Annotated in this window: 14 protein-coding genes; 9 read left to right on the forward strand and 5 right to left on the reverse strand. The window is 40.7% G+C overall.

From position 1 onward, the window contains the following. Positions 1–9 precede the first annotated feature (9 nt). A complete protein-coding gene (gene recG, locus U2718_RS24115) occupies positions 10–2715 on the forward strand; it encodes an ATP-dependent DNA helicase RecG (protein ID WP_341993445.1) in 2706 nt (901 codons plus the stop codon). Between the two features lie 304 nt (positions 2716–3019). On the opposite strand, the gene U2718_RS24120 is transcribed toward recG, so the two are convergent. Both U2718_RS24120 and U2718_RS24125 read right to left on the reverse strand, forming a co-directional pair. Beyond that, complete coding sequence (locus tag U2718_RS24120; protein WP_341993446.1) at positions 3020–3493, reverse strand: hypothetical protein; 474 nt, start codon at positions 3491–3493, stop codon at positions 3020–3022. 205 nt (positions 3494–3698) lie between these two features. Next, positions 3699–4748 carry a hypothetical protein gene (locus tag U2718_RS24125; protein ID WP_341993447.1) on the reverse strand — a complete coding sequence of 350 codons (1050 nt, stop codon included), beginning with the start codon at positions 4746–4748 and terminating at the stop codon, positions 3699–3701. A 536-nt stretch (positions 4749–5284) separates the two neighbouring features. Between U2718_RS24125 and U2718_RS24130 the strand changes: the two genes are divergently transcribed. From U2718_RS24130 to U2718_RS24150, 5 genes are all read left to right on the forward strand, one after another. Continuing rightward, positions 5285–6268, forward strand: coding sequence for an ABC transporter ATP-binding protein (locus U2718_RS24130; protein ID WP_341993448.1), 984 nt, complete (start codon positions 5285–5287; stop codon positions 6266–6268). A gap of 486 nt (positions 6269–6754) precedes the next feature. After that, positions 6755–8389, forward strand: coding sequence for a polysaccharide biosynthesis/export family protein (locus tag U2718_RS24135; protein WP_341993449.1), 1635 nt, complete (start codon positions 6755–6757; stop codon positions 8387–8389). Positions 8390–8511: 122 nt separating this feature from the next. Next, positions 8512–10155: an alpha/beta hydrolase gene (locus tag U2718_RS24140; protein WP_341993496.1), complete on the forward strand. Its 1644-nt coding sequence runs from the start codon at positions 8512–8514 to the stop codon at positions 10153–10155. 312 nt (positions 10156–10467) lie between these two features. Then, complete coding sequence (locus U2718_RS24145) at positions 10468–10911, forward strand: hypothetical protein (RefSeq protein ID WP_341993450.1); 444 nt, start codon at positions 10468–10470, stop codon at positions 10909–10911. Beyond that, positions 10908–13580 (forward strand): ParA family protein, encoded by a 2673-nt coding sequence (locus U2718_RS24150; protein WP_341993451.1) that lies wholly within the window; start codon positions 10908–10910, stop codon positions 13578–13580. Before U2718_RS24145 ends, U2718_RS24150 begins: the two co-directional genes overlap by 4 nt. On the opposite strand, the gene U2718_RS24155 is transcribed toward U2718_RS24150, so the two are convergent. Next, positions 13520–13858 (reverse strand): hypothetical protein, encoded by a 339-nt coding sequence (locus tag U2718_RS24155; protein ID WP_341993452.1) that lies wholly within the window; start codon positions 13856–13858, stop codon positions 13520–13522. The two genes, U2718_RS24150 and U2718_RS24155, sit on opposite strands and share 61 nt — an antisense overlap. 374 nt (positions 13859–14232) lie before the next feature. Between U2718_RS24155 and U2718_RS24160 the strand changes: the two genes are divergently transcribed. Next, complete coding sequence (locus U2718_RS24160) at positions 14233–15612, forward strand: cytochrome P450 (protein WP_341993453.1); 1380 nt, start codon at positions 14233–14235, stop codon at positions 15610–15612. Between the two features lie 70 nt (positions 15613–15682). Beyond that, positions 15683–16450, forward strand: coding sequence for an SDR family oxidoreductase (locus U2718_RS24165; protein WP_341993454.1), 768 nt, complete (start codon positions 15683–15685; stop codon positions 16448–16450). Positions 16451–16508: 58 nt separating this feature from the next. Here the strand turns inward: U2718_RS24165 and U2718_RS24170 are convergent, their stop codons facing one another. Then, positions 16509–18110: a CocE/NonD family hydrolase gene (locus U2718_RS24170; protein WP_341993455.1), complete on the reverse strand. Its 1602-nt coding sequence runs from the start codon at positions 18108–18110 to the stop codon at positions 16509–16511. A gap of 73 nt (positions 18111–18183) precedes the next feature. On the opposite strand from U2718_RS24170, the gene U2718_RS24175 reads away from it, so the two are divergent. Beyond that, positions 18184–18555 carry a GxxExxY protein gene (locus U2718_RS24175; protein ID WP_016875037.1) on the forward strand — a complete coding sequence of 124 codons (372 nt, stop codon included), beginning with the start codon at positions 18184–18186 and terminating at the stop codon, positions 18553–18555. Between the two features lie 119 nt (positions 18556–18674). Here U2718_RS24175 and U2718_RS24180 read toward each other — a convergent pair whose 3' ends face one another. Beyond that, entirely contained in the window at positions 18675–19127 is a 453-nt protein-coding gene (locus U2718_RS24180) for a cupin domain-containing protein (protein ID WP_341993456.1), read from the reverse strand. Between the last annotated feature and the right edge of the window lie 4 nt (positions 19128–19131).

Consider the following 19131-nt stretch of genomic DNA (forward strand, 5'->3'; position numbering starts at 1 on the left):
TAATGACTAATGACTACTGACAAACCAGATTGGATACGATTGCAAAAAGCCCTAGCGATAGAAGCAGAACAAGGCTTCACTGATTTGGTAGGCAAACAATATCGCTTTAGTGAGTTTCTCACCCTCACTTTCGGTAAATTCCCAACAGCCTTACCAAGCACTGAGCGTCTGCGCTGGCAAGAACTAGCAACTCAGTTTGCTAGCTATCCAAATCTGAAATTAGAAAATAGGCAAAGCTTAGTCGCAAACACTCGCAGGTATTTATATCAACTGCAACAACAAGAGGAGAAGGGGAATGAAGAGGACACCCAGACGCGGGGACGCAAAGACACGGGGAATTTTCTCTTTGCGTCTCCCTCCGGGTACCCTACGGGAACGCCTCCGACGTACGGAAGTGATGCCTCCGGCACGTCCTTCGGACGAACAGACTCGACGGAAAACGGAGCCACTCCGCCCTTGCACTCTACCGACTTGAAGGAAGTGGCGTCCAAGACTCCGACTTCCTCACCGCGTCTGGTTGTCTCCACGTCTTCCCAAGCTTCATCCCGTCTCCCTCTCTCTGCGTCTTCTTCCAGATCCCAAATTGTTGCTGAAGTCAGTCGCACTCTTGCCCCAAAACTTGACCAAAAACTCAGGGATTTACCAGAAATTGGATTGAGAAAAGCTGAGAAATTAGCACGTCTTGGTTTGTATACTGTGCGTGACTTGCTATTTTACTATCCCCGCGACCACATTGATTATGCTCGTCAAGTAAATATCTGCGAATTGCAGGCGGGCGAGACAGTGACGATAGTGGCAAAAGTCAAGAGTTGTAATTGCTTTACTAGCCCGAAGAATAAGAAATTAACAATCTTGGAACTTTTGCTGCGGGATAATACTGGTCGGCTCAAAATTAGTCGTTTTTTCGCAGGTACGCGTTTTAGCAGTCGTGCTTGGCAAGAAAGTTTGAAACGTCGCTACCCAGTTGGCAGTATTGTGGCAGCGTGTGGTTTAGTGAAAGAAAGTAAATACGGTCTGACGCTCGAAGATCCAGAATTAGAAGTTTTAGCTCATCCAGGCGATACGATTGACTCATTAACTATCGGACGGGTAGTGCCAATTTATGCTCTAACGGAAGGAGTAGGCGCAGATTTAGTGCGGCAGGCGGTGATTGCGGCTTTAGCTGCTACGGTTCATCTCAAAGATCCTCTGCCGAGTGGATTACGGGAGAAGTATGGGTTAATGGAATTGAAGGATGCGATCGCCAATATTCATTTCCCTCCAGACAGCGACACTCTTCAACCTGCCCGTCGTCGCTTAGTATTTGATGAGTTTTTCTACTTACAACTAGGTTTACTGCAACGTCAGCATCGAGCAAAACAAATTCAAACCAGCGCCATACTTGCTCCTCAAGGACAGCTACTAGAAAGATTTTACGAGATACTACCCTTTCAACTTACCAACGCTCAACAACGAGTCATCAACGATATTCTCACCGATTTGCAAAAATCAGTACCGATGAATCGTTTAGTACAGGGTGATGTTGGTTCTGGGAAAACAGTTGTGGCAGTAGTTGCCATTCTTGCTGCCATTCAATCTGGGTATCAAGCAGCACTGATGGCTCCTACAGAAGTATTAGCAGAACAGCACTACCGCAAGTTAGTAAGTTGGTTTAATTTACTGCATTTGCCAGTAGAATTACTGACAGGATCGACCAAAACAGTGAAAAGGCGAGAAATTCACGCTCAGTTGGAAACGGGAGAATTGCCTTTGTTGGTGGGGACTCATGCTCTAATTCAAAATCCTGTCAACTTTCAGCGCTTGGGTTTGGTGGTAATTGATGAGCAACACCGTTTTGGCGTAGAACAACGGGCGCGATTGCAGCAAAAAGGCGAGCAACCTCATGTTTTAACAATGACGGCAACACCTATTCCCCGAACATTGGCACTGACAATTCACGGGGATTTGGATGTGAGCCAGATTGATGAATTGCCACCGGGACGACAAAAGATTCAAACAACGGCGCTAACGAGTCAGCAACGCCAAAACGCTTACGATTTAATCCGTAGGGAAATTGCCCAGGGAAGGCAAGCTTATGTCATTTTACCGCTAGTAGAAGAATCTGAAAAACTGGATTTGCGATCAGCAGTTGAAGAGCATAAAAAGCTACAAGAAAGTATCTTTCCAGAGTTTCGGGTGGGGCTACTCCACGGTCGGATGAGTTCAGCAGACAAGGATGAGGCGATAAATAAATTTCGCGACAACGAAACTCAAATATTGGTTTCTACAACTGTTGTTGAAGTAGGTGTAGACGTGCCGAACGCTACGGTGATGCTCGTAGAAAATGCGGAGCGTTTTGGTTTGTCTCAGTTACACCAATTAAGAGGGCGGGTTGGCAGGGGTGCTGCTCAGTCCTACTGTTTGTTGATGAGCAGTTCTAGAAGTCCAGATGCACAGCAACGGTTAAAAGTATTGGAACAGTCTCAGGATGGCTTTTTTATTTCCGAGATGGATATGCGTTTTCGTGGCCCTGGTGAAGTGCTAGGAACTCGGCAATCTGGTGTGCCAGATTTTACGCTAGCAAGTTTAGTAGAAGATGAAGAAGTCTTAATTTTAGCGCGGCAAGCAGCAGAAAAAATTATACAAATAGATGCAACTATAGAGCGTTGGTATCTAATGAAAGAAGAACTGAAATATCGGTATGAACGATTAATGGGTGGGGCGATTTTGACATAACAGATTATGACCATTGCTCTATTAGGGCATTGGTAAAATCACCCCTAAGCTATAAGAACATATTTGCTAGTACAACACGACGGAAATGAACATACCGTTTGAGAAGGCTGAAAAATCGATGTTATAAACTTTGTACCTTCTGCCTTCTGCCTGATTGTGCTAGTTATCCTTTCACCAGTAAAAATTTTGCTAAAGAAACTGTAAGACTTTTTTGGTCAAGGTAGGCTCACTTTTCAAAACAATGAGCACTAAGTCCAGTTGAGTAAACTGAACTTGCTAACGAAGCTTAAATAATCTCTGTTGCTTATGTTTCTTCTTCCTCTTCTAAGTCTTCAAAGCTCGAAAGTACTTCGTCGATAATTTCCTGTGCTTCCTCATCTTTAATTTCTAGTCCTTTTTGGATTTCTTTGAGTAAATTTTTTTTCCCTTTAGGAATCCGTAATTCATCTTCATCTACCAGGAGAATTACGCTGCTAGCAAAAGCATCGAGAATCATCGCCTGGGAAAGGGATTGACGAGCAGTATTAAAAAGTGCGCCTACTCCCTCTTTTTCGGCAAGGGATAAAAGTTTATCCACCATTTCTATCAATTCGTCATCCGAGGAATCTTCAAAAACCTCAAGTTCCCAAAGGGAATCGGCTACAAATTCTACATCCACCTCTTCTAAGGAAGAGTCAGCTACCGCAGTCACAACAGCGATCGCTGCAACCGATTCTTCTGAACTCAGTGGTTCTTTCAATGCCCCTTCGGATTTAAATATTTTGTCGTACTTTGCCATAATGGCTACCTCCGTCATTTCTTGTGTAATTGCAGATGTGAGAATGCTAGTTATTGGGTAGTGTAGCAAGATAAGCAGCTTTGTACTCTCTGAAAAATTGGGGAGACATAAGTCAAGTTATAAAAATCACTTATTACACTAAATACTTGTACACCTCCAGAGGTAAATATTTCTTAAATATCGCCCTCTAGCAGATTGTTTGTAATTATGTAAAGGTTATAGTGTTGATAAAATTCAGAAGTTTCCGTTTAAATTCCTCAGCTTCTTCTTTGATAGAATCAGGGGTTTCGCCATCAAAAAAACTATGCTGGCTGTTGACAATGTACAAAAAGTCTCCGTATATAAATGCTAACAAGCCTCGGTAGGCATTCAACCTCACAGCAGTGCCATTGTTTTGTGTCTTTGAAATTGTTGAACCTTCAGGCATATCAATCAATGTAAAGTAAGCACCCTCTAGTGTATCTGGCAAATATTCGGTGTAACCGACAGAAGCATCTGGTAAATTAGCAGCGATTACACCCGGCACATACTTGTTTAGAAGAATGGATCGCAGATATTCTTCTTGTCCTACAGCATCAATTTGGATAAATTCTTGAGATGGTAGAGAATAATAATCAATTCTCAGTAACGTACCAAAGTCATCAGAAAAGCTGACTGCTCCTTCTTGACTGTCAATTCTACCACCTTGCTGGAGACTGACAGGGACTATAACTGTAAAGTTACCTAAAGGCGATTCATATATTTCCTGATTATAGTTTTGTTCAAAAACTCTTTCATATTCGTCGTCGGCATCTTCTTCCTCTACTTCTTCAAAAGAGTTAATTACTTCCTCTATTACTTCTTTTGCCTCTTCATTCTCAATTTCTAGACCTTCCTGTAAATTTTTGAGCAAAATTATTTTACTCTCAGGGATTTTTAATTCTTCCTCGTCTACTAATACACTCACTCCCGCAGCAAAACCATCCAAAATTAATTCATCTGCTAAACATTCATAAGCAGTATTAAACAGCGTCCCAACTCCTTCATCTTCCGCAAGAGATATAAGTTTATCAACTATTTCTAACAATTCGTCATCTGAATATTCTTCAAAAATCTCGAATCCCCAAAGGATATCTACCAAAAAATCTGCATCTACCTTTTCTAAAGAAGAATCAGCAACTGCTGTGACAACTGCGATCGCTGCCACTGCTTCTTCCGGAGTCAGTGATTCCTCTAAAACCTCTTCTGAGTTAAATATTCTGTCGTACTTACTCATGAATTTCTCTCCCTCACTTGTTGCAGTAATTGAAAATATTTAGTGCCATTGGGTAGTGTACCAATGGCGGCAGTCATTATTCCTCAATCTTGAAACTCAACTAAATAAATAATTGATGACTATATAAAGGGTGACTTTATAATCTTTGCTTAACTATAGACTTTAATAAATTAAGTGTTTGAGATGAATGTTGACATCAATCATCGTATTGATTTAAGAAGATTTGTTATCTCTAGTACTTGTACTTAAAACTCTCTGTATAAAAATTACTATTATTTGAAATATACATTTAATAAAATAGTAGAAAAATATACATATTTTATGATTTTGTGGTGGCGTAGTATACTAGTAATATTAAATTTTTTGTGTATTAATAATGAGTAATAACCCTTAAATACAATGAAAATGGCTGTTTAGATTGGCAGAGTGTACTATGAAAACACTGGCAGTAAATTGAGACTACGAGTGATTTATTTACAAACCTATACTTAATTAAATAATATATTGTATGTATCTGTAAACACAAGCACATTCAAATGACGTCTATTGTAGACATTGCCAATTTGGAAACGAATACACCAGATAGACCCCCAGTGGTTCTTACGTCCGAATTACGAAAAGTATACAGTACGGGTTTGTTTTTAAATCAAAAAGTCGCATCTCTCAAAAGCTGTTCTTTAGTAGTTTACAAGGGAGAGACCTTTGGATTGCTTGGACAGAATGGTGCTGGGAAGACCACATTGTTAAAATTATTACTAGGGGTGATTCGTCCTTCTTCTGGTCGAGGATTGTTGTTAGGCAAACCATTGGGCGATCGCGCTGTCAAGCAACGAATTGGTTATTTACCAGAAAATCCCTACTTTTATGACTATTTAACTGGTTGGGAATTTTTACAGCTAGCGGCTGGGCTATTCCAAATTCCAAAAAGCCTGCAAAACCGACGGATTCCTGAACTGCTGGATTTAGTTGGCTTATCTCAAGCTGATGCTCGCAAAAAGCAAATGCGTCGCTACTCTAAAGGTATGCTTCAGCGTGTAGGTATGGCACAAGCACTAATTAACGATCCAGAAGTAGTATTTTTGGATGAACCTATGTCTGGTTTAGATCCAGTCGGACGTTGCCAAATGCGAGAGATTATTCTGTCGCTCAAAGCTGCTGAAAAAACAATTTTTTTCAACAGTCATGTGCTTAGTGAGGTAGAACTAATTTGCGATCGCGTTGCCATTCTTGCCCAAGGTAAATTAATTTGCTCTGGTTCTCTTAATGAACTTCTTGGAACTTGTGACACCTATCAAGTTCAAGGACAAGGTGGCGACTGGGAAATTCTGCAAAAATGGCTTCCTAATATAAAATTTCAGCCAGATACTTCTTGGGAAGGTGAATTGCAAGGAGATATGTATGATTTTGTTGCCAGTCTTAATCTTATGGGTGGAAGAATTTTGGCAATGAAATTGTTTCGTCCTTCTCTAGAAGAGTTTTTTATCCAACAAATTCAAAAACAAAAAACTTTAGTTCATTAAACTTTAACATGTATATCTTTATCGATGCTTGCATAAACTTTTGCAGTAAGTTCACAAAATTACAAGCACATAGTGTTCCCGTGTTGCATAAGTGTTGCATGAGTGTTGCACATCAACGCTAACAAAAACTTGTATTAGCTACTCATTTTTACTTTAACTTAGAAATGAAAGCTATTAAGGTCAAGCAGTTTTTCATCACAGATGAAAATTCAGTAAATATTCGTATTGCTACTTCTTGAACTTTTGATGTAGACAGGTACAGATAAATGTTATGATTGGCACAAATATTTTTTGATTTTACTGTATTCACAGGAGACTTATTTAAACGAACTTCACTAAAAATTCAATTCCAATATATAATTATTATCCTGAGAAACACGGTTTTTTCGGAAAATAAGATTATTGAGGAACTCAAGTACTTAAGTATAGTCAATATATTGATTGATTAGACAACACTTTAGTTCATGGTTGTAGTGTGAGGACTGTATGCTCAACGCTTGTTTGCTTAAAATTATCAGCCAGCCGGTTTTAGGTCTGGTATTGTTAACAGCTTTCTCCGTAGTTTTTCCTAAGGCTAGTTTTGCTCAACAAGTACAACCCATAGCTCCATCTTCACAACCGATATTTCGACCTACACAACCAACAACTACGCCTTCACAACCGATATTCCAACCTTCACAACCTGTACAACCTGTAGTTCCGCCCTCACAACCTGTAATTCCAAGCTCACAACCTGTAGCTCCAGCTCCACAATCTATTCCCTCACCTACGTCTACACAAATAGACACCAACTATACATTAGGTGGCGGCGATCGCATTCGCGTCAATGTATTTGAAGTTCCTGAATATACAGGCGAATATACAGTTCCTCCTGGTGGAGCAATTAACCTACCGTTGATTGGTAGCGTGCCAGTTGAAGGACTAACACCAGAACAAGCCGCTGACGATATTTCGCAAAGATATTCTCGCTTTCTCAAGCGTCCTTTGATTTCAGTCAATCTACTCTCACCTCGTCCCATCAATGTCAACGTCACAGGAGAGGTGACACGTCCAGGAGCTTATGCCCTCAGTTTACAAGGAGGTGCGGGTGATAATCCTGGGGTGCAGTATCCAACTCTATTGGCTGCGCTGACAACAGCTCAGGGAGTTACTCAAGCAGCAGATGTAACTAGAGTACAATTACGACGGAAGCTTGGACGCGGGCCAGAGCAAATAGTCAGTCTCGATTTGCGAGATTACTTACAATCAGGCAGGTTGCCACAGGATGTAACATTAAGGGACGGCGACACCATTTTTGTACCAACAGCAACTACTTTAAATTTAGCAGAAGCCCGTAATTTATCTGCTGCTAGCTTTGCAGCCGATCCCACCAGGCCTCGTTCAGTAGCAGTAGTTGGTCAAGTTTACCGTCCAGGTACCTATCTTGTCACCCAAGGAGCTGGAGATAATGGCGGGGCTACTGATACTGCTGGTGGCACAGTCGGTGCAACTGTTGCCTCTGGGCAGCCAACTCTGTCAAGAGCACTTCAACTAGCTGGAGGAATTAGGCCAGAAGCTAACATCCGTAATATTGTAGTCCGTCGCCCAACAAGAACTGGTACAGAACAAACGATTAATGTTGATCTGTGGAAACTATTGCGAGAGGGTGACATTAATCAAGACATAATCGTACAAGATGGAGATACAGTAGTTATTCCCACTGCTACTGCCACCGCACTAAATGCAGCAGAATCTCAAGAAATAGCTCAAACTACTTTATCTCCAGCAACAATTACTGTTGGTGTAGTCGGGGAAGTTAAAACTCCAGGCAGATTACAACTTCTGCCTAATAGTACTTTGAATCAAGCTGTGCTGGCGGCTGGTGGATTTAATGATGCCAGAGCAAGTAGTTCTGCTGTAGATTTAATCCGTCTCAATCCGAATGGTTCTGTTACCAAACGTAAAGTAAAAATGGATTTTTCTGCTGACATTAACGACAAAACCAATCCCATCCTCCGCAATAATGATGTTGTAGTAGTTTACCGCTCTGGAGCAGCTAAAACTGGTGATTCTATAGGTACTATCTTTAATCCTATAGGTACAGTCTTAGGTATTATTAGAACCATATTCACCGGATTTTAGGTGGATCTGTAACTGGGGGCGCTTTTCAAACACATAGTCCCCAGACTTGTGATGGAAACAAAAGTTGTGAATAATCAGTTATTAGTTATTAGTTGTTAATAACTAATTAACTAATGACTAATATAAAATTTCAACTGAATAGATATCGGCGTCAGGTGTATTGGCTGCAAGGAATATTATGCAGTCTTACCGTTGCTTGTGGTTGGAGTGTGGGAATGCCTTCTACTCTGGCGGCAGAAACAGTTACTATTCTGTTAGGGCCATTTCAGCAGTCTGTTGCGATCGCCGATTTAGAAAAATTTGCCAAAACTGGGAAACTGCCAGACAATCTGCAATTATTTTCATCGATATTAACGCCCCAAGTTCGAGAATTGCTGACAAGGCGTTTGCAAGTAGATCCAGCTTTTGCAGATCAATTCTTTGACGAATTGAACCGCAACCCAGCAGGCAAACAATTTGTATCATCATTAACAGCAGCAATACCAGGCAGTAGCATTGAGAGCCTGCAAGTAGCGATGAATATAGCGCTAAGGCAAGCTAATGGTTTGAGTCCGTTAGGTTTCTTGCGGGCATATCCAGAAGAAAATATTACCGTAGATGCTTCCCAAGTTGTGTCTTTGGCAGTGGAATTTAATCCTAATTACTGGCAAAGTCAAGTTTTCGGAGCCTTGTTAGCACGGGAATCATCTATTGAAAATAGCAATCTCTTTCAAAAAAAATTAGATCCCGCAGCGATTGGCAAAGAAACAATTCAGCAGCAAACATTTATATTGCAGGATCGACAGCGAAATCGTAGCATACCTGTGGATATTTATTGGGGTGGCAGTAACACACGAGATCCATTAGTTGTCATATCTCCCGGATTTGGAGCGAACCGCAGATTTTTTAGTTATTTAGCACGTCATCTTGCTTCTCATGGCTTGAGTGTTGCTGCGATTGAACATCCAGATAGCAACGTTGCCGCTGTGGTAAGAGCTAACAATAAAGCGAGTTTAGCAAAATTATTACCAGCTTCTGAATTTGTGAATCGACCAAAAGATATTAGTTTTTTGCTGGATGAACTAGCGACGTTAAATATTAAACCAGGCTTGCTTCAAGGAAAACTAAATACAGAAAAAGTAACAGTGATTGGGCATTCTTTGGGGGGTTATACTGCTTTGGCTTTAGTGGGAGGAGAAGTTGACTTGCCACAGTTACGGCAATTCTGTCAAAATTCTTTAACTATTGGTGAAGCTCCTGGTGACTGGTTGCAATGTGCAGCAGCTTCCTTGCCAGGAAAAAAACTACGGCTTAAAGATGAAAGAGTAAACAACGCGATCGCACTTAATCCTCTGGTTGGCAACCTGTTTGGAAAAAACGGATTAACTCAAGTTAGTAAGCCTGTTTTAATTTTAACTGGAACCGAAGATGCTCTTACCCCAGCCTTAAAGCATCAAATAGCACCTTTTAGCCAATTGCAGGGTGAAAAGTATTTGTTAAGTGCGATCGGTGGTACTCATTTGAGTATTAGTGATCCAAGATATCTGGGAAGTAATGCTAATACCATTGTTAGAGAAAGGCGAGGGGAGGAAACTAAAGCTTTACGCCAGCTATTGCAAGGTGTGAGTTTAGCTTTTGTCAAACAACTAACACCAGAAGCAAAAACTTACCAACAATTTCTTACATCAGCTTATGCTCAATCCCTATCTACATCTCAACTGCCGTTAAGTCTTGTCTCTGAGTTACCAGCCAATCTCAAATCTTGGTTGAAGTTAGTGGAGAGGTAAGTAATAAAGAACCAAAGCGGCTATAGTCTGGGATAGAATGCTCATGTCTGCTAATAGCCAATAATTCGTTCCTACTTTAGACGGGGACGGAGTTGTTTTGTTGAGAAACTTTAGTTTTCGGGAGAATGATTACTCCGGAAAACTTTCAGCAGGAATCAATGCTTTTTTATACGGATTTGTAGTAATACATAATCACCTATTTGTTTTTGAGTTTTAAGTATTGATAATATTTCAGATATTTTCAAATTCAATCTTGAGAATATTTAAAATGCCTGTAACTCTATAAATCTATATATTTAGGTACATTAGTTGATGGATACTTACGATAAACGTTGCCAGCTAGGTGCTTCTCGTCGTCGTCTTGAAGATGCTCAGGCTCTAGATAGTCAAAAGCGTTGGACAGGTGCTGTTTATCTTGGTGGTTATGCTATTGAATGCTCCTTAAAGTCTCTGATCTGCCATGAAGAGGGAAAAACTAACTTTAAAGACACTAGAATCTTCCAAAAGGGGCTGCAAGGAAGTAGCCTACATAATTTAACAACATTATTGACTGCTTTACCTGTTGTACAACGTACCATACATTTAGATCGCACTGGTAAATATAGAGAAGCATGGAATTTAATTTCATCTGTCTGGCGTAATGATGACTTGCGATATTCAGACAAATTGGGTGATGAAGAAATGAGCAAAAAGTTCATCAAAGCAGTACAAATATTACATCGATTTCTGCTAGACAAACAAGGTGAAATATCATGACACAATCAGCAAGTTTAACACCTCTAGCTATTCAAAATTATTTAACTAATAATTTAATCTCCGAAGACCAAAAAGTACGGGTGAGTGTCAAACGCACTTCGCTAGGGTGGTTAACAATTAGAATTATCACCAGCAGTTTTGAGGATAAAACATTAGTTGAACGTGAAGAAAAAATAGACAATTTACTAAGTAGTCTCAGCCCTGGGTTAAATCTTGGTCAATATCCAATTGCTGGCTATGAATTATTGACACCAGAGGAAGCTAATTTTACACCTGTTCGATATATTCAATTACCTCTGTGGTCAGATATTTTAATGGCTCCGGAACCTGATGACCCAATAGAAATGGATGAAGATAGTCCTAAAAAACCTTTGGTTATCACTTTTTATTCTTTCAAAGGAGGTGTTGGTCGTTCTACAGCATTAGGTTTAGTAGCAGGTATATTGGCAACTCGGAATCGCCGAGTAGTAATGGTAGATTTTGACCTAGAGGCTCCTGGAATTTCAATTATGTTTCAACCAGATATTGAAAAGACTAGTGGAGAACATTATGGAGTGCTAGATTATCTACACCAACGCTACCTGACTCCAGAAGAAGATATTCCAAATATTGGTAATTGTATAAGGCAGATTAATCTACAAAGTCGCGGCGAACTTTTTTTAGTTCCTGTAGGAGAGTATGACGAAAATTATATTCATCGTTTAGCCGATCTGGATATGCGGTCTTTCTATCGCCGTGGAATTAATCCAGTCGAGCAGTTGATGGAAGATATAAAAGCTCAATTAGATCCGGATGTGATTTTAGTTGATGCGCGTCCTGGATTTACTGATATAGGAGCAATTGCGCTTTTTGACTTAGCTGATACTGCTTTCATTTGTTTCTCGCCAACCGAGCAAAGTTTGGAAGGACTGAGTTGGGTTGTACAAACTGCTCGTAAACAACGAGATTATCAGGGCAAACCTGATCTACGATTTCTAGTAACACCCATACCACCAGTAGCAACTGAACAGCAGAAAATTTGGAGGGATAAAGTTGAAAATTGGATCGAAGACAATTGGGATGTGCCAATAGGAACAACTGTTGAAGAACTTTACTATGAAGTCTTATATAATCCCAATATCTCAACTTTATCTAGTCTAGTTAATGATATACCTAAAAGCTTACTAGATGCTTACCTACCTCTTGCCGATACGATTGATGCCAGTTTGCCAGATATTAAACAAAATATAGTAACCAAAACTAATGATGGCCGAAGAAATATATTGAATGAGTTAATATTTGAGTCGGCGACAGCACAGGAACTAGAACCAGATAATATTCCACATATATTTCAACGGACAGAAGATTTTCCTAAATTCTTAAATAATAGAACTTGGCTAATTCGTGGTGCTAAGGGAACAGGTAAAAGCCTTCTATTTCGATTGTTTGTAGAAAAGTCAGATGCAGCTAAGGAATTAGCTCAATATGATATCAATTTAAATAATGTTAATTTTATTCCAGGGCATGGTCAGCCCAGAGTATCTGGAACTATTCTCGACAGTGGTGATTTGGCTAGCTATGAACAGCAAGTAGGCGAGAATGAGTGGCAATTCTTTTGGCTTAATTATAGTCTTTTACAAGTGTGTAACAGTAAATCTGAGTTACGCACTCTTTCAGATTTAGATCGGAAGTTAGTAGCATTAAGCGCTCAAGAAAACCCCTCTCATGCTGAGATTGTTTCATGGTTAGTAGAACGCTCGAAATCTCCCCAGACACGACCGCAAGCATCTGACGAATTACGTGCAATTGACCGATGGTTACAGCAGCATAATCAAGTTTTGTGGTTGCTTTACGACGAGCTAGATGCTGGTTTTGGTTCTAGTCAAAAAGATTATGAGCGACGCCGACGCGCACTTGAAGCTTTGCTTGCCTGGTGGTTGGAAAGCGGAACAAGTTTAAAACACATTATCCCTAAGATATTTTTACGCGAAGATATATGGAACCAACTCAACTTTACCAATACAGGACATTACAGTGGACGATCGCTCCAGCTACGTTGGGAAGAAGCTGATCTCTGGCGACTTGTACTTCGCCAAGCCCTCAAAAGTTCTGAATCTCTGAGTAAATCTTTAGAGCAAAAGTTGGGAGTGACTGTTGAAAGACTTAATTTAATTGGACTTGAGCAATTGCGTCAGAGCCTGTATCCTCTATGGGGTGAACGGATGGGACGTACAAAAAAAGCCTATACTTACAATTGGGTTCGCAACCGTATAGCTGACAGTCAGGAAAACTGTTTCCCACGCAGTTTGATCTTGCTTCTACAAGAGGCAGTTAAACTTGAGAAAGAATTTCCCACAGAATACAGTTCTGAGATTACTTTGCGTCCAAAAGCTTTAATCGATGCTCTCCCTTATGTTTCTCAACAACGTGTAGCTGAAGTACGTAATGAATACCCCGAATTAGACCAATTGCTACAGAGACTTCAGGGAGAACGTTCTCCTATTGATGAGAATCGCCTAGCAGAAATATGGAAGGTTGAGAATGGTCAATTGGCTCTTCGTATCAAGGATATGGTGGAAGCGGGTATTCTCACAGAACGTTCTCGTCCTAAAGATCCTCCTCCTAGAGTTTATGGTGTTGTTGAATTATATCTATATGGACTAGGTATGGTTCGTAAGGGACAGCGATAGGGAAACATTTGCTTTCTTGATAGTGCTAGCAAATTAATGATTTTATTTACTACTTTCCAGCGTCTATCAACCCATAACATCTTGCAGTCTTGCCACCATCTCCGCCTGTGCCGAAACAGTTCTTGCTCATGGCGGGTATTGGCGATCGCATTTGCTCCAAGAGTAGGGCGAACTGTTAATTTAACGCGCATGAGATTACAACAAACGTGCAGTAGCTTCACCCAATTTTTGAGGGCAATTATCTGCGATCGCTTCGCCATGAGCAACACAAATAACACGCAAATCAAACCTTAGAGTACCCGAAGGGCAGACGGCAGGGGCAAAAGGAAAAAGATTATTCTTGTCTGCTATTTAGGGAAGGAAATTTTAATTTTAATTATGTCTATCTACTCAGATAAATTTTTCAATTTTGATTTTTATTGCCAATGTATATAAAGTATTAAGTTGTTTTTAACTATAAAAATATACTTAACAAGTAGAGCAAAAATTAACTACTTTATTTTATATTTTTAATTTATTTACATTATTAAGCATCAAGAAAAATCAAATTCCCTACTTTTTGAGAGAAGTCGGGAATCTGCTGGCATCTGCGTCTTGAATTGCTATATTGCTATAGTGGAGAAAAATATAAATAAGTAACTTTCAAAATATTATGAAACTTCCTGATGGGCCAAGAATATCCCCAGTATTACAGCTAATTTTAACACTGTTTCGCCCCTTAGAAACTCTAGAAGAGTATCAAAAGCGCTATGGCGACATTTTTCGCTCAAACTTAATTGGTCTTGGTCAATTTGTAGTCTTGAGTAATCCACAAGCAATTCAAGAGATTATGACTGCCGATCCGAAAGTGTTTGAGTCTGGATCTGCTAACCAACTATTGCATCCTTTGGTAGGAGATAATTCGCTGCTGTTGCTAGATCGCGATCGCCATCAAAGTCAGCGGCGGTTGTTGAATCCTGCTTTTCATGGAGAAAGAATGCGGGCTTATGGCAAATTGATTTGCGATATCACCGAGCAAGTCACAAGCGATTGGACTGTTGGCAAATCTTTCGTTGCTCGTCCTATCATGCAAAAAATTTCACTGCGAGTGATCCTCCGGGCGGTTTTTGGTATTGATGAGGGAGAGCGTTTTGAGGAAATCCAACACATTCTCAGTGAAATGTTGGATACTTTCGATTCGCCTTTAAAATCTAGCTTCCTATTTGTAAAGGCACTGCAAAAAGATTTGGCTGCGTGGAGTCCGTGGGGAAAGTTTGTGCGCAAGCGGGAGCAAGTTGACAAACTCATTTACGCTGAGATTCAGGAACGGCGGCAACAGCCTCACTTGAATGGTGAAGATATCCTCAGTTTAATGATGTCAGCTCGTGATGAAGCTGGACAGCCAATGACGGAGCGAGAACTACGGGATGAGTTGGTGACTTTGCTGTTTGCGGGACATGAAACGACCGCTTCTACCTTAGCATGGGCATTATATTGGATTCACAAGCTACCGACCGTTCGTGAAAAACTTCTTCAGGAACTAGAAAGTGTTGGTGAGAGTAAAGATTTTAGTGAAATTACTCGCCTGCCCTATCTGACAGCAGTATGCCAAGAAACTCTGCGGATTTATCCCATTGCTTTGTTTACCTTCTCTCGGATTTTGCAAGCACCATTTCAGGTAATGGGTTATGACTTTGAACCTGGTACAAGATTTTCTCCTTGTATTTATTTAACCCACCACCGGGAGGATATATACCCAGAGCCGAAGCAGTTTAAACCGGAGCGCTTTTTAGAACGGCAATTTTCACCCTATGAATATTTGCCCTTTGGAGGTGGTAACCGTCGCTGTCTGGGTATGGCTTTTGCCATGTATGAAATGAAGCTTGTATTGGCAACAATTTTGTTACGTTGGCAGCTATCTTTAGCAGATAACCTTCCTGTACGCCCGGTTCGCCGTGGTGTTACTACCACACCTGCTGGTGGTGTACGGATGATAGTTACGGGAAAGGTTTCACAATACCCTAGAGTGAGAAGTGAAGCGATCGCACATTAATTAAATAGGGGATAGGTGTAGAGAAAAATCTTTACCCTAAACCCAAGGGAGCGTAGCGACGATCATAAAGATGGCAAAAAATCAAACCATAATTGTGACTGGTGGCGCACAAGGCATCGGCAAATGTATTAGCTTAAGTTTGCTTGAGTGCGGTTACCAGGTTGCGATCGCCGACATTGATCGCGAAGCTGGAGAGGAATGCCTGCAAGAGTTCAAAAATTTTGAAGCAGCTTTGTTATTTGTGGAAACCGATGTTTCTCAAGAAAATTCTGTCAGAAAATGTATAGAAACCATTGTAAATAGGTTTCAACGCATTGATGGACTGATTAACAATGCTGGTATTGCTCAACCAGACAACGGCCTGGTTGAAGATTTATCATTAGAAAACTGGCATAAAGTCATACAAACCAACTTGACTGGCTGTTTTTTGATGTCTAAGTATGCCATTCCATACTTGCGTCAATCAAAAGGAGCGATCGTGAATATAGCTTCGACTCGTGCCTTACAGTCAGAGAAAAATACAGAAGCTTATTCTGCTTCCAAAGGAGGCATTGTTGCTTTAACTCACGCTTTAGCTATGAGTCTGGGATCAGATATTCGAGTCAATTGTATCAGTCCCGGATGGATTGAGGTGAGTGAATGGCAAAAGTCTAGATTAAGAACAAAGCCTCAGTTAAGAGAAATCGATCATCACCAGCATCCGGTAGGAAGAGTTGGCAAGCCAGAGGATGTTGCTTCTATGGTTAAGTATTTAATTTCTGATGCCGCAGGATTTATTACTGGGCAAAATTTTGTAATTGATGGTGGGATGACTAGAAAAATGATTTATGAAGAATAGCAGGCGAGATTTAACTGAAATATTAGAAAATGTAAATGCTAACATCCTTGTTAAAACTTCAGTCCGATCGCGCCACTACTGGTAATAAAACTTGGGAAAGGGAAGCACCCCCAGAACTCACTGTCAATGTAATTGTTTGTGCATCGATCCCAAATGCTGAATTATTACCATGATTCATGGCATAGGCAGGGAAACAGGCAGCGCTTAGACTTAGGCGTAAGGCATTACCTTGAGGAATTCGCGCACAAGTCGCCTGCAATTGAATTTTTCTAGTCACCCGATTCATACCATCCCGACAACGCAGATAACCTTGCGTCAAATTGTAAACTCTGCCGTTGGGATATACTTGCGAGATGACAGCACATAAATCAAAGCTTGGTTTATCAGCCCCACACAAAACTGCTACTACTACATCACCTGCTAAATGCAAGTCTGATTCTAGAGGTTCGCTAGTATAGGTTAAAACATCTGTACGGCTATCAATATGCGATCGCTCAAATACACCCGCAGGTATTGCCGCATGACCGCCAACAGAAGGAACTGGTCGCCAAGGATCGTGAACTAACACATCATCAACACTATTTTCCGGACAAGTTGTGGTTAAAACGCCTTCATCTTCCCGCACACTCACAAGTCCATAGCTTGACAAAAAATAGGATTTGTGGTCAAATTCAGGAAAAGTGGGAAATCCTTGCCAGTTGTTACTTCCCATTTCAAATAACCAAACAGGCATTTGTTCTGACAAACCTGTGTTTATACCTTTGAGAAATTGGTCAAACCAGCATATTTGCATTCTATCTACAGGACTAATGGCATTAGCTCCAAAATCAGCTTCACCAACTTTACGCCCCCAAGGCAAGTGACACCAAGGGCCTATTAAAAGTTGTTGGCGATATTGACTCCGTGCTGCCATCTCTTGATATAAATTTAGAGTGCCGCGTAAGTAATTATCAAACCATCCGCCAATGTGGAACATTGGTAAATCTACATCTTGCAAATGTGTTTTAGGTGAAAGTTTCTGCCAATATTCATCAGGCTGGGAATGATTTAACCACTCGTAATAAAACGAATCAGGAGCAAAGTTTTTCAGGATTTCTGGTTGTGTCGGGATGGGATCGTGCAAAGGCAAATTTCGAGAAGCGGCATATAAGGCTTGATAAGTTTTTTCATCTCTGTTCAACCGGGCGGTTTCTGTAGCTAATTGAATTGCCCAACCAAGATTACTTTGCAAACAAAAGGCTCCTCCTTCATAAGCCCAATCTGCATATAAATCGTAGCCAATCATCGCCGGACAAATTGTTTTGAGGGCTGGTGGTTTGGCAATTGCGGCATATAGTTGAGTCATGCCTTGATAAGAAAAGCCATACATCCCGACAGTGCCATTACTGCCAGGTAAATTGGCTGCCCAATTGATTGTGTCTTCACCATCAGTAATTTCGTGGGCAAATAGTTGGAACTCTCCTCCAGAAGTACCGCGCCCGCGTACATCTTGAATCACGACAATATAACCGTGAGCAGCGTACCAAGTTGGGTGAGCATAGACAACAGTAGAAGCGATCGCTCTGCCATAGGGTTGCCGCATCAACAATACGGGAAATTTTTCATCGGCATCAGGGCGATAAATATCTGCATCCAGGCGCACTCCGTCGCGAGTGTACATGGACGTGGTTTGTTTGGGAAGGATTTTTAGCATGGGTATGATGGATTATTAATTCGACCACAGATGGACACAGATGGACACAGATGAATTAAATAGAATTACGCAGAAGGTTATTGGCTGTGCGTATACAGTAAGTAATGTTTTGGGTGCTGGATTTTTAGAAAAAGTGTATGAAAATGCTTTGGCTCATGAATTACGAAAGGCAGGTTTCCAGGTAAAACAACAATACAAAATACAAGTACGATATGATGGCATTGTGGTGGGAGAATATTTTGTTGACTTGCTGGTAGAAGAATGCGTACTGGTGGAACTTAAAGCGGTTAGAGCTTTGGACGATGGTAATTTTGCTCAGTGTTTGAGCTACCTAAAAGCCTCTCAGCTGAGAGTATGTCTGCTCATGAACTTCGGCAGTCCTAAAGTAGAAATTAAGAGGATTATGCGATAAATTAAATCATATATATACTACAGATATACCGAGCAAACTACAAATATATCTGTGTTTATCTGTGTCCATCTGTGGTCGATAATTATTTCCTCTTAATCTATCTGTAGTTGTCAACATCTTTAACATGGCATCAAGGCATCTAACCTACCAAGCACCGCCATATCTTCTGCATCTAATTCTACAGGTGTGCCACTACGAATTAACTCAGCAAAATCTTCATTGGGAACCATAATAGTCAAAGTATACAAACGTCCCGATCCAGTATTTTCAATTACATGAGTACCTGTGGCAGGAACTAATAAGCTATCTCCCGCTTTTATCGGCATACTTTTGCCATCACAGCTTGCTCTGCCTTCTCCTTTAAGGACAAAAAACATTTCTACCGCTAATTGATGGCGGTTTGGAGGTGTTTTGCCACCAACATCAAAAATTTCTACACAACACGTTAAAGAAGTATTAGCAATTGCCGGATCGAACACTATCGCCAAGCGATTTGTATCGTGGGGGCTGATGCGATATGTTTGGTAATCTTTAGGAGATTTGACAACAGGAATAACACAAGAATTTATCATATGT

Source organism: Chlorogloeopsis sp. ULAP02 (assembly GCF_038404745.2).
In the GTDB taxonomy this organism is placed as follows: domain Bacteria; phylum Cyanobacteriota; class Cyanobacteriia; order Cyanobacteriales; family Nostocaceae; genus Chlorogloeopsis.

Coding starts and splice junctions, on each gene's coding strand:
- recG (WP_341993445.1), top strand. CDS start 10: ATGACTACTGACAAACCAGATTGGATACGATTGCAAAAAGCCCTAGCG.
- U2718_RS24120 (WP_341993446.1), bottom strand. CDS start 3,493: ATGGCAAAGTACGACAAAATATTTAAATCCGAAGGGGCATTGAAAGAA.
- U2718_RS24125 (WP_341993447.1), bottom strand. CDS start 4,748: ATGAGTAAGTACGACAGAATATTTAACTCAGAAGAGGTTTTAGAGGAA.
- U2718_RS24130 (WP_341993448.1), top strand. CDS start 5,285: ATGACGTCTATTGTAGACATTGCCAATTTGGAAACGAATACACCAGAT.
- U2718_RS24135 (WP_341993449.1), top strand. CDS start 6,755: ATGCTCAACGCTTGTTTGCTTAAAATTATCAGCCAGCCGGTTTTAGGT.
- U2718_RS24145 (WP_341993450.1), top strand. CDS start 10,468: ATGGATACTTACGATAAACGTTGCCAGCTAGGTGCTTCTCGTCGTCGT.
- U2718_RS24150 (WP_341993451.1), top strand. CDS start 10,908: ATGACACAATCAGCAAGTTTAACACCTCTAGCTATTCAAAATTATTTA.
- U2718_RS24160 (WP_341993453.1), top strand. CDS start 14,233: ATGAAACTTCCTGATGGGCCAAGAATATCCCCAGTATTACAGCTAATT.
- U2718_RS24165 (WP_341993454.1), top strand. CDS start 15,683: ATGGCAAAAAATCAAACCATAATTGTGACTGGTGGCGCACAAGGCATC.
- U2718_RS24170 (WP_341993455.1), bottom strand. CDS start 18,110: ATGTACACTCGCGACGGAGTGCGCCTGGATGCAGATATTTATCGCCCT.
- U2718_RS24175 (WP_016875037.1), top strand. CDS start 18,184: ATGGACACAGATGAATTAAATAGAATTACGCAGAAGGTTATTGGCTGT.
- U2718_RS24180 (WP_341993456.1), bottom strand. CDS start 19,127: ATGATAAATTCTTGTGTTATTCCTGTTGTCAAATCTCCTAAAGATTAC.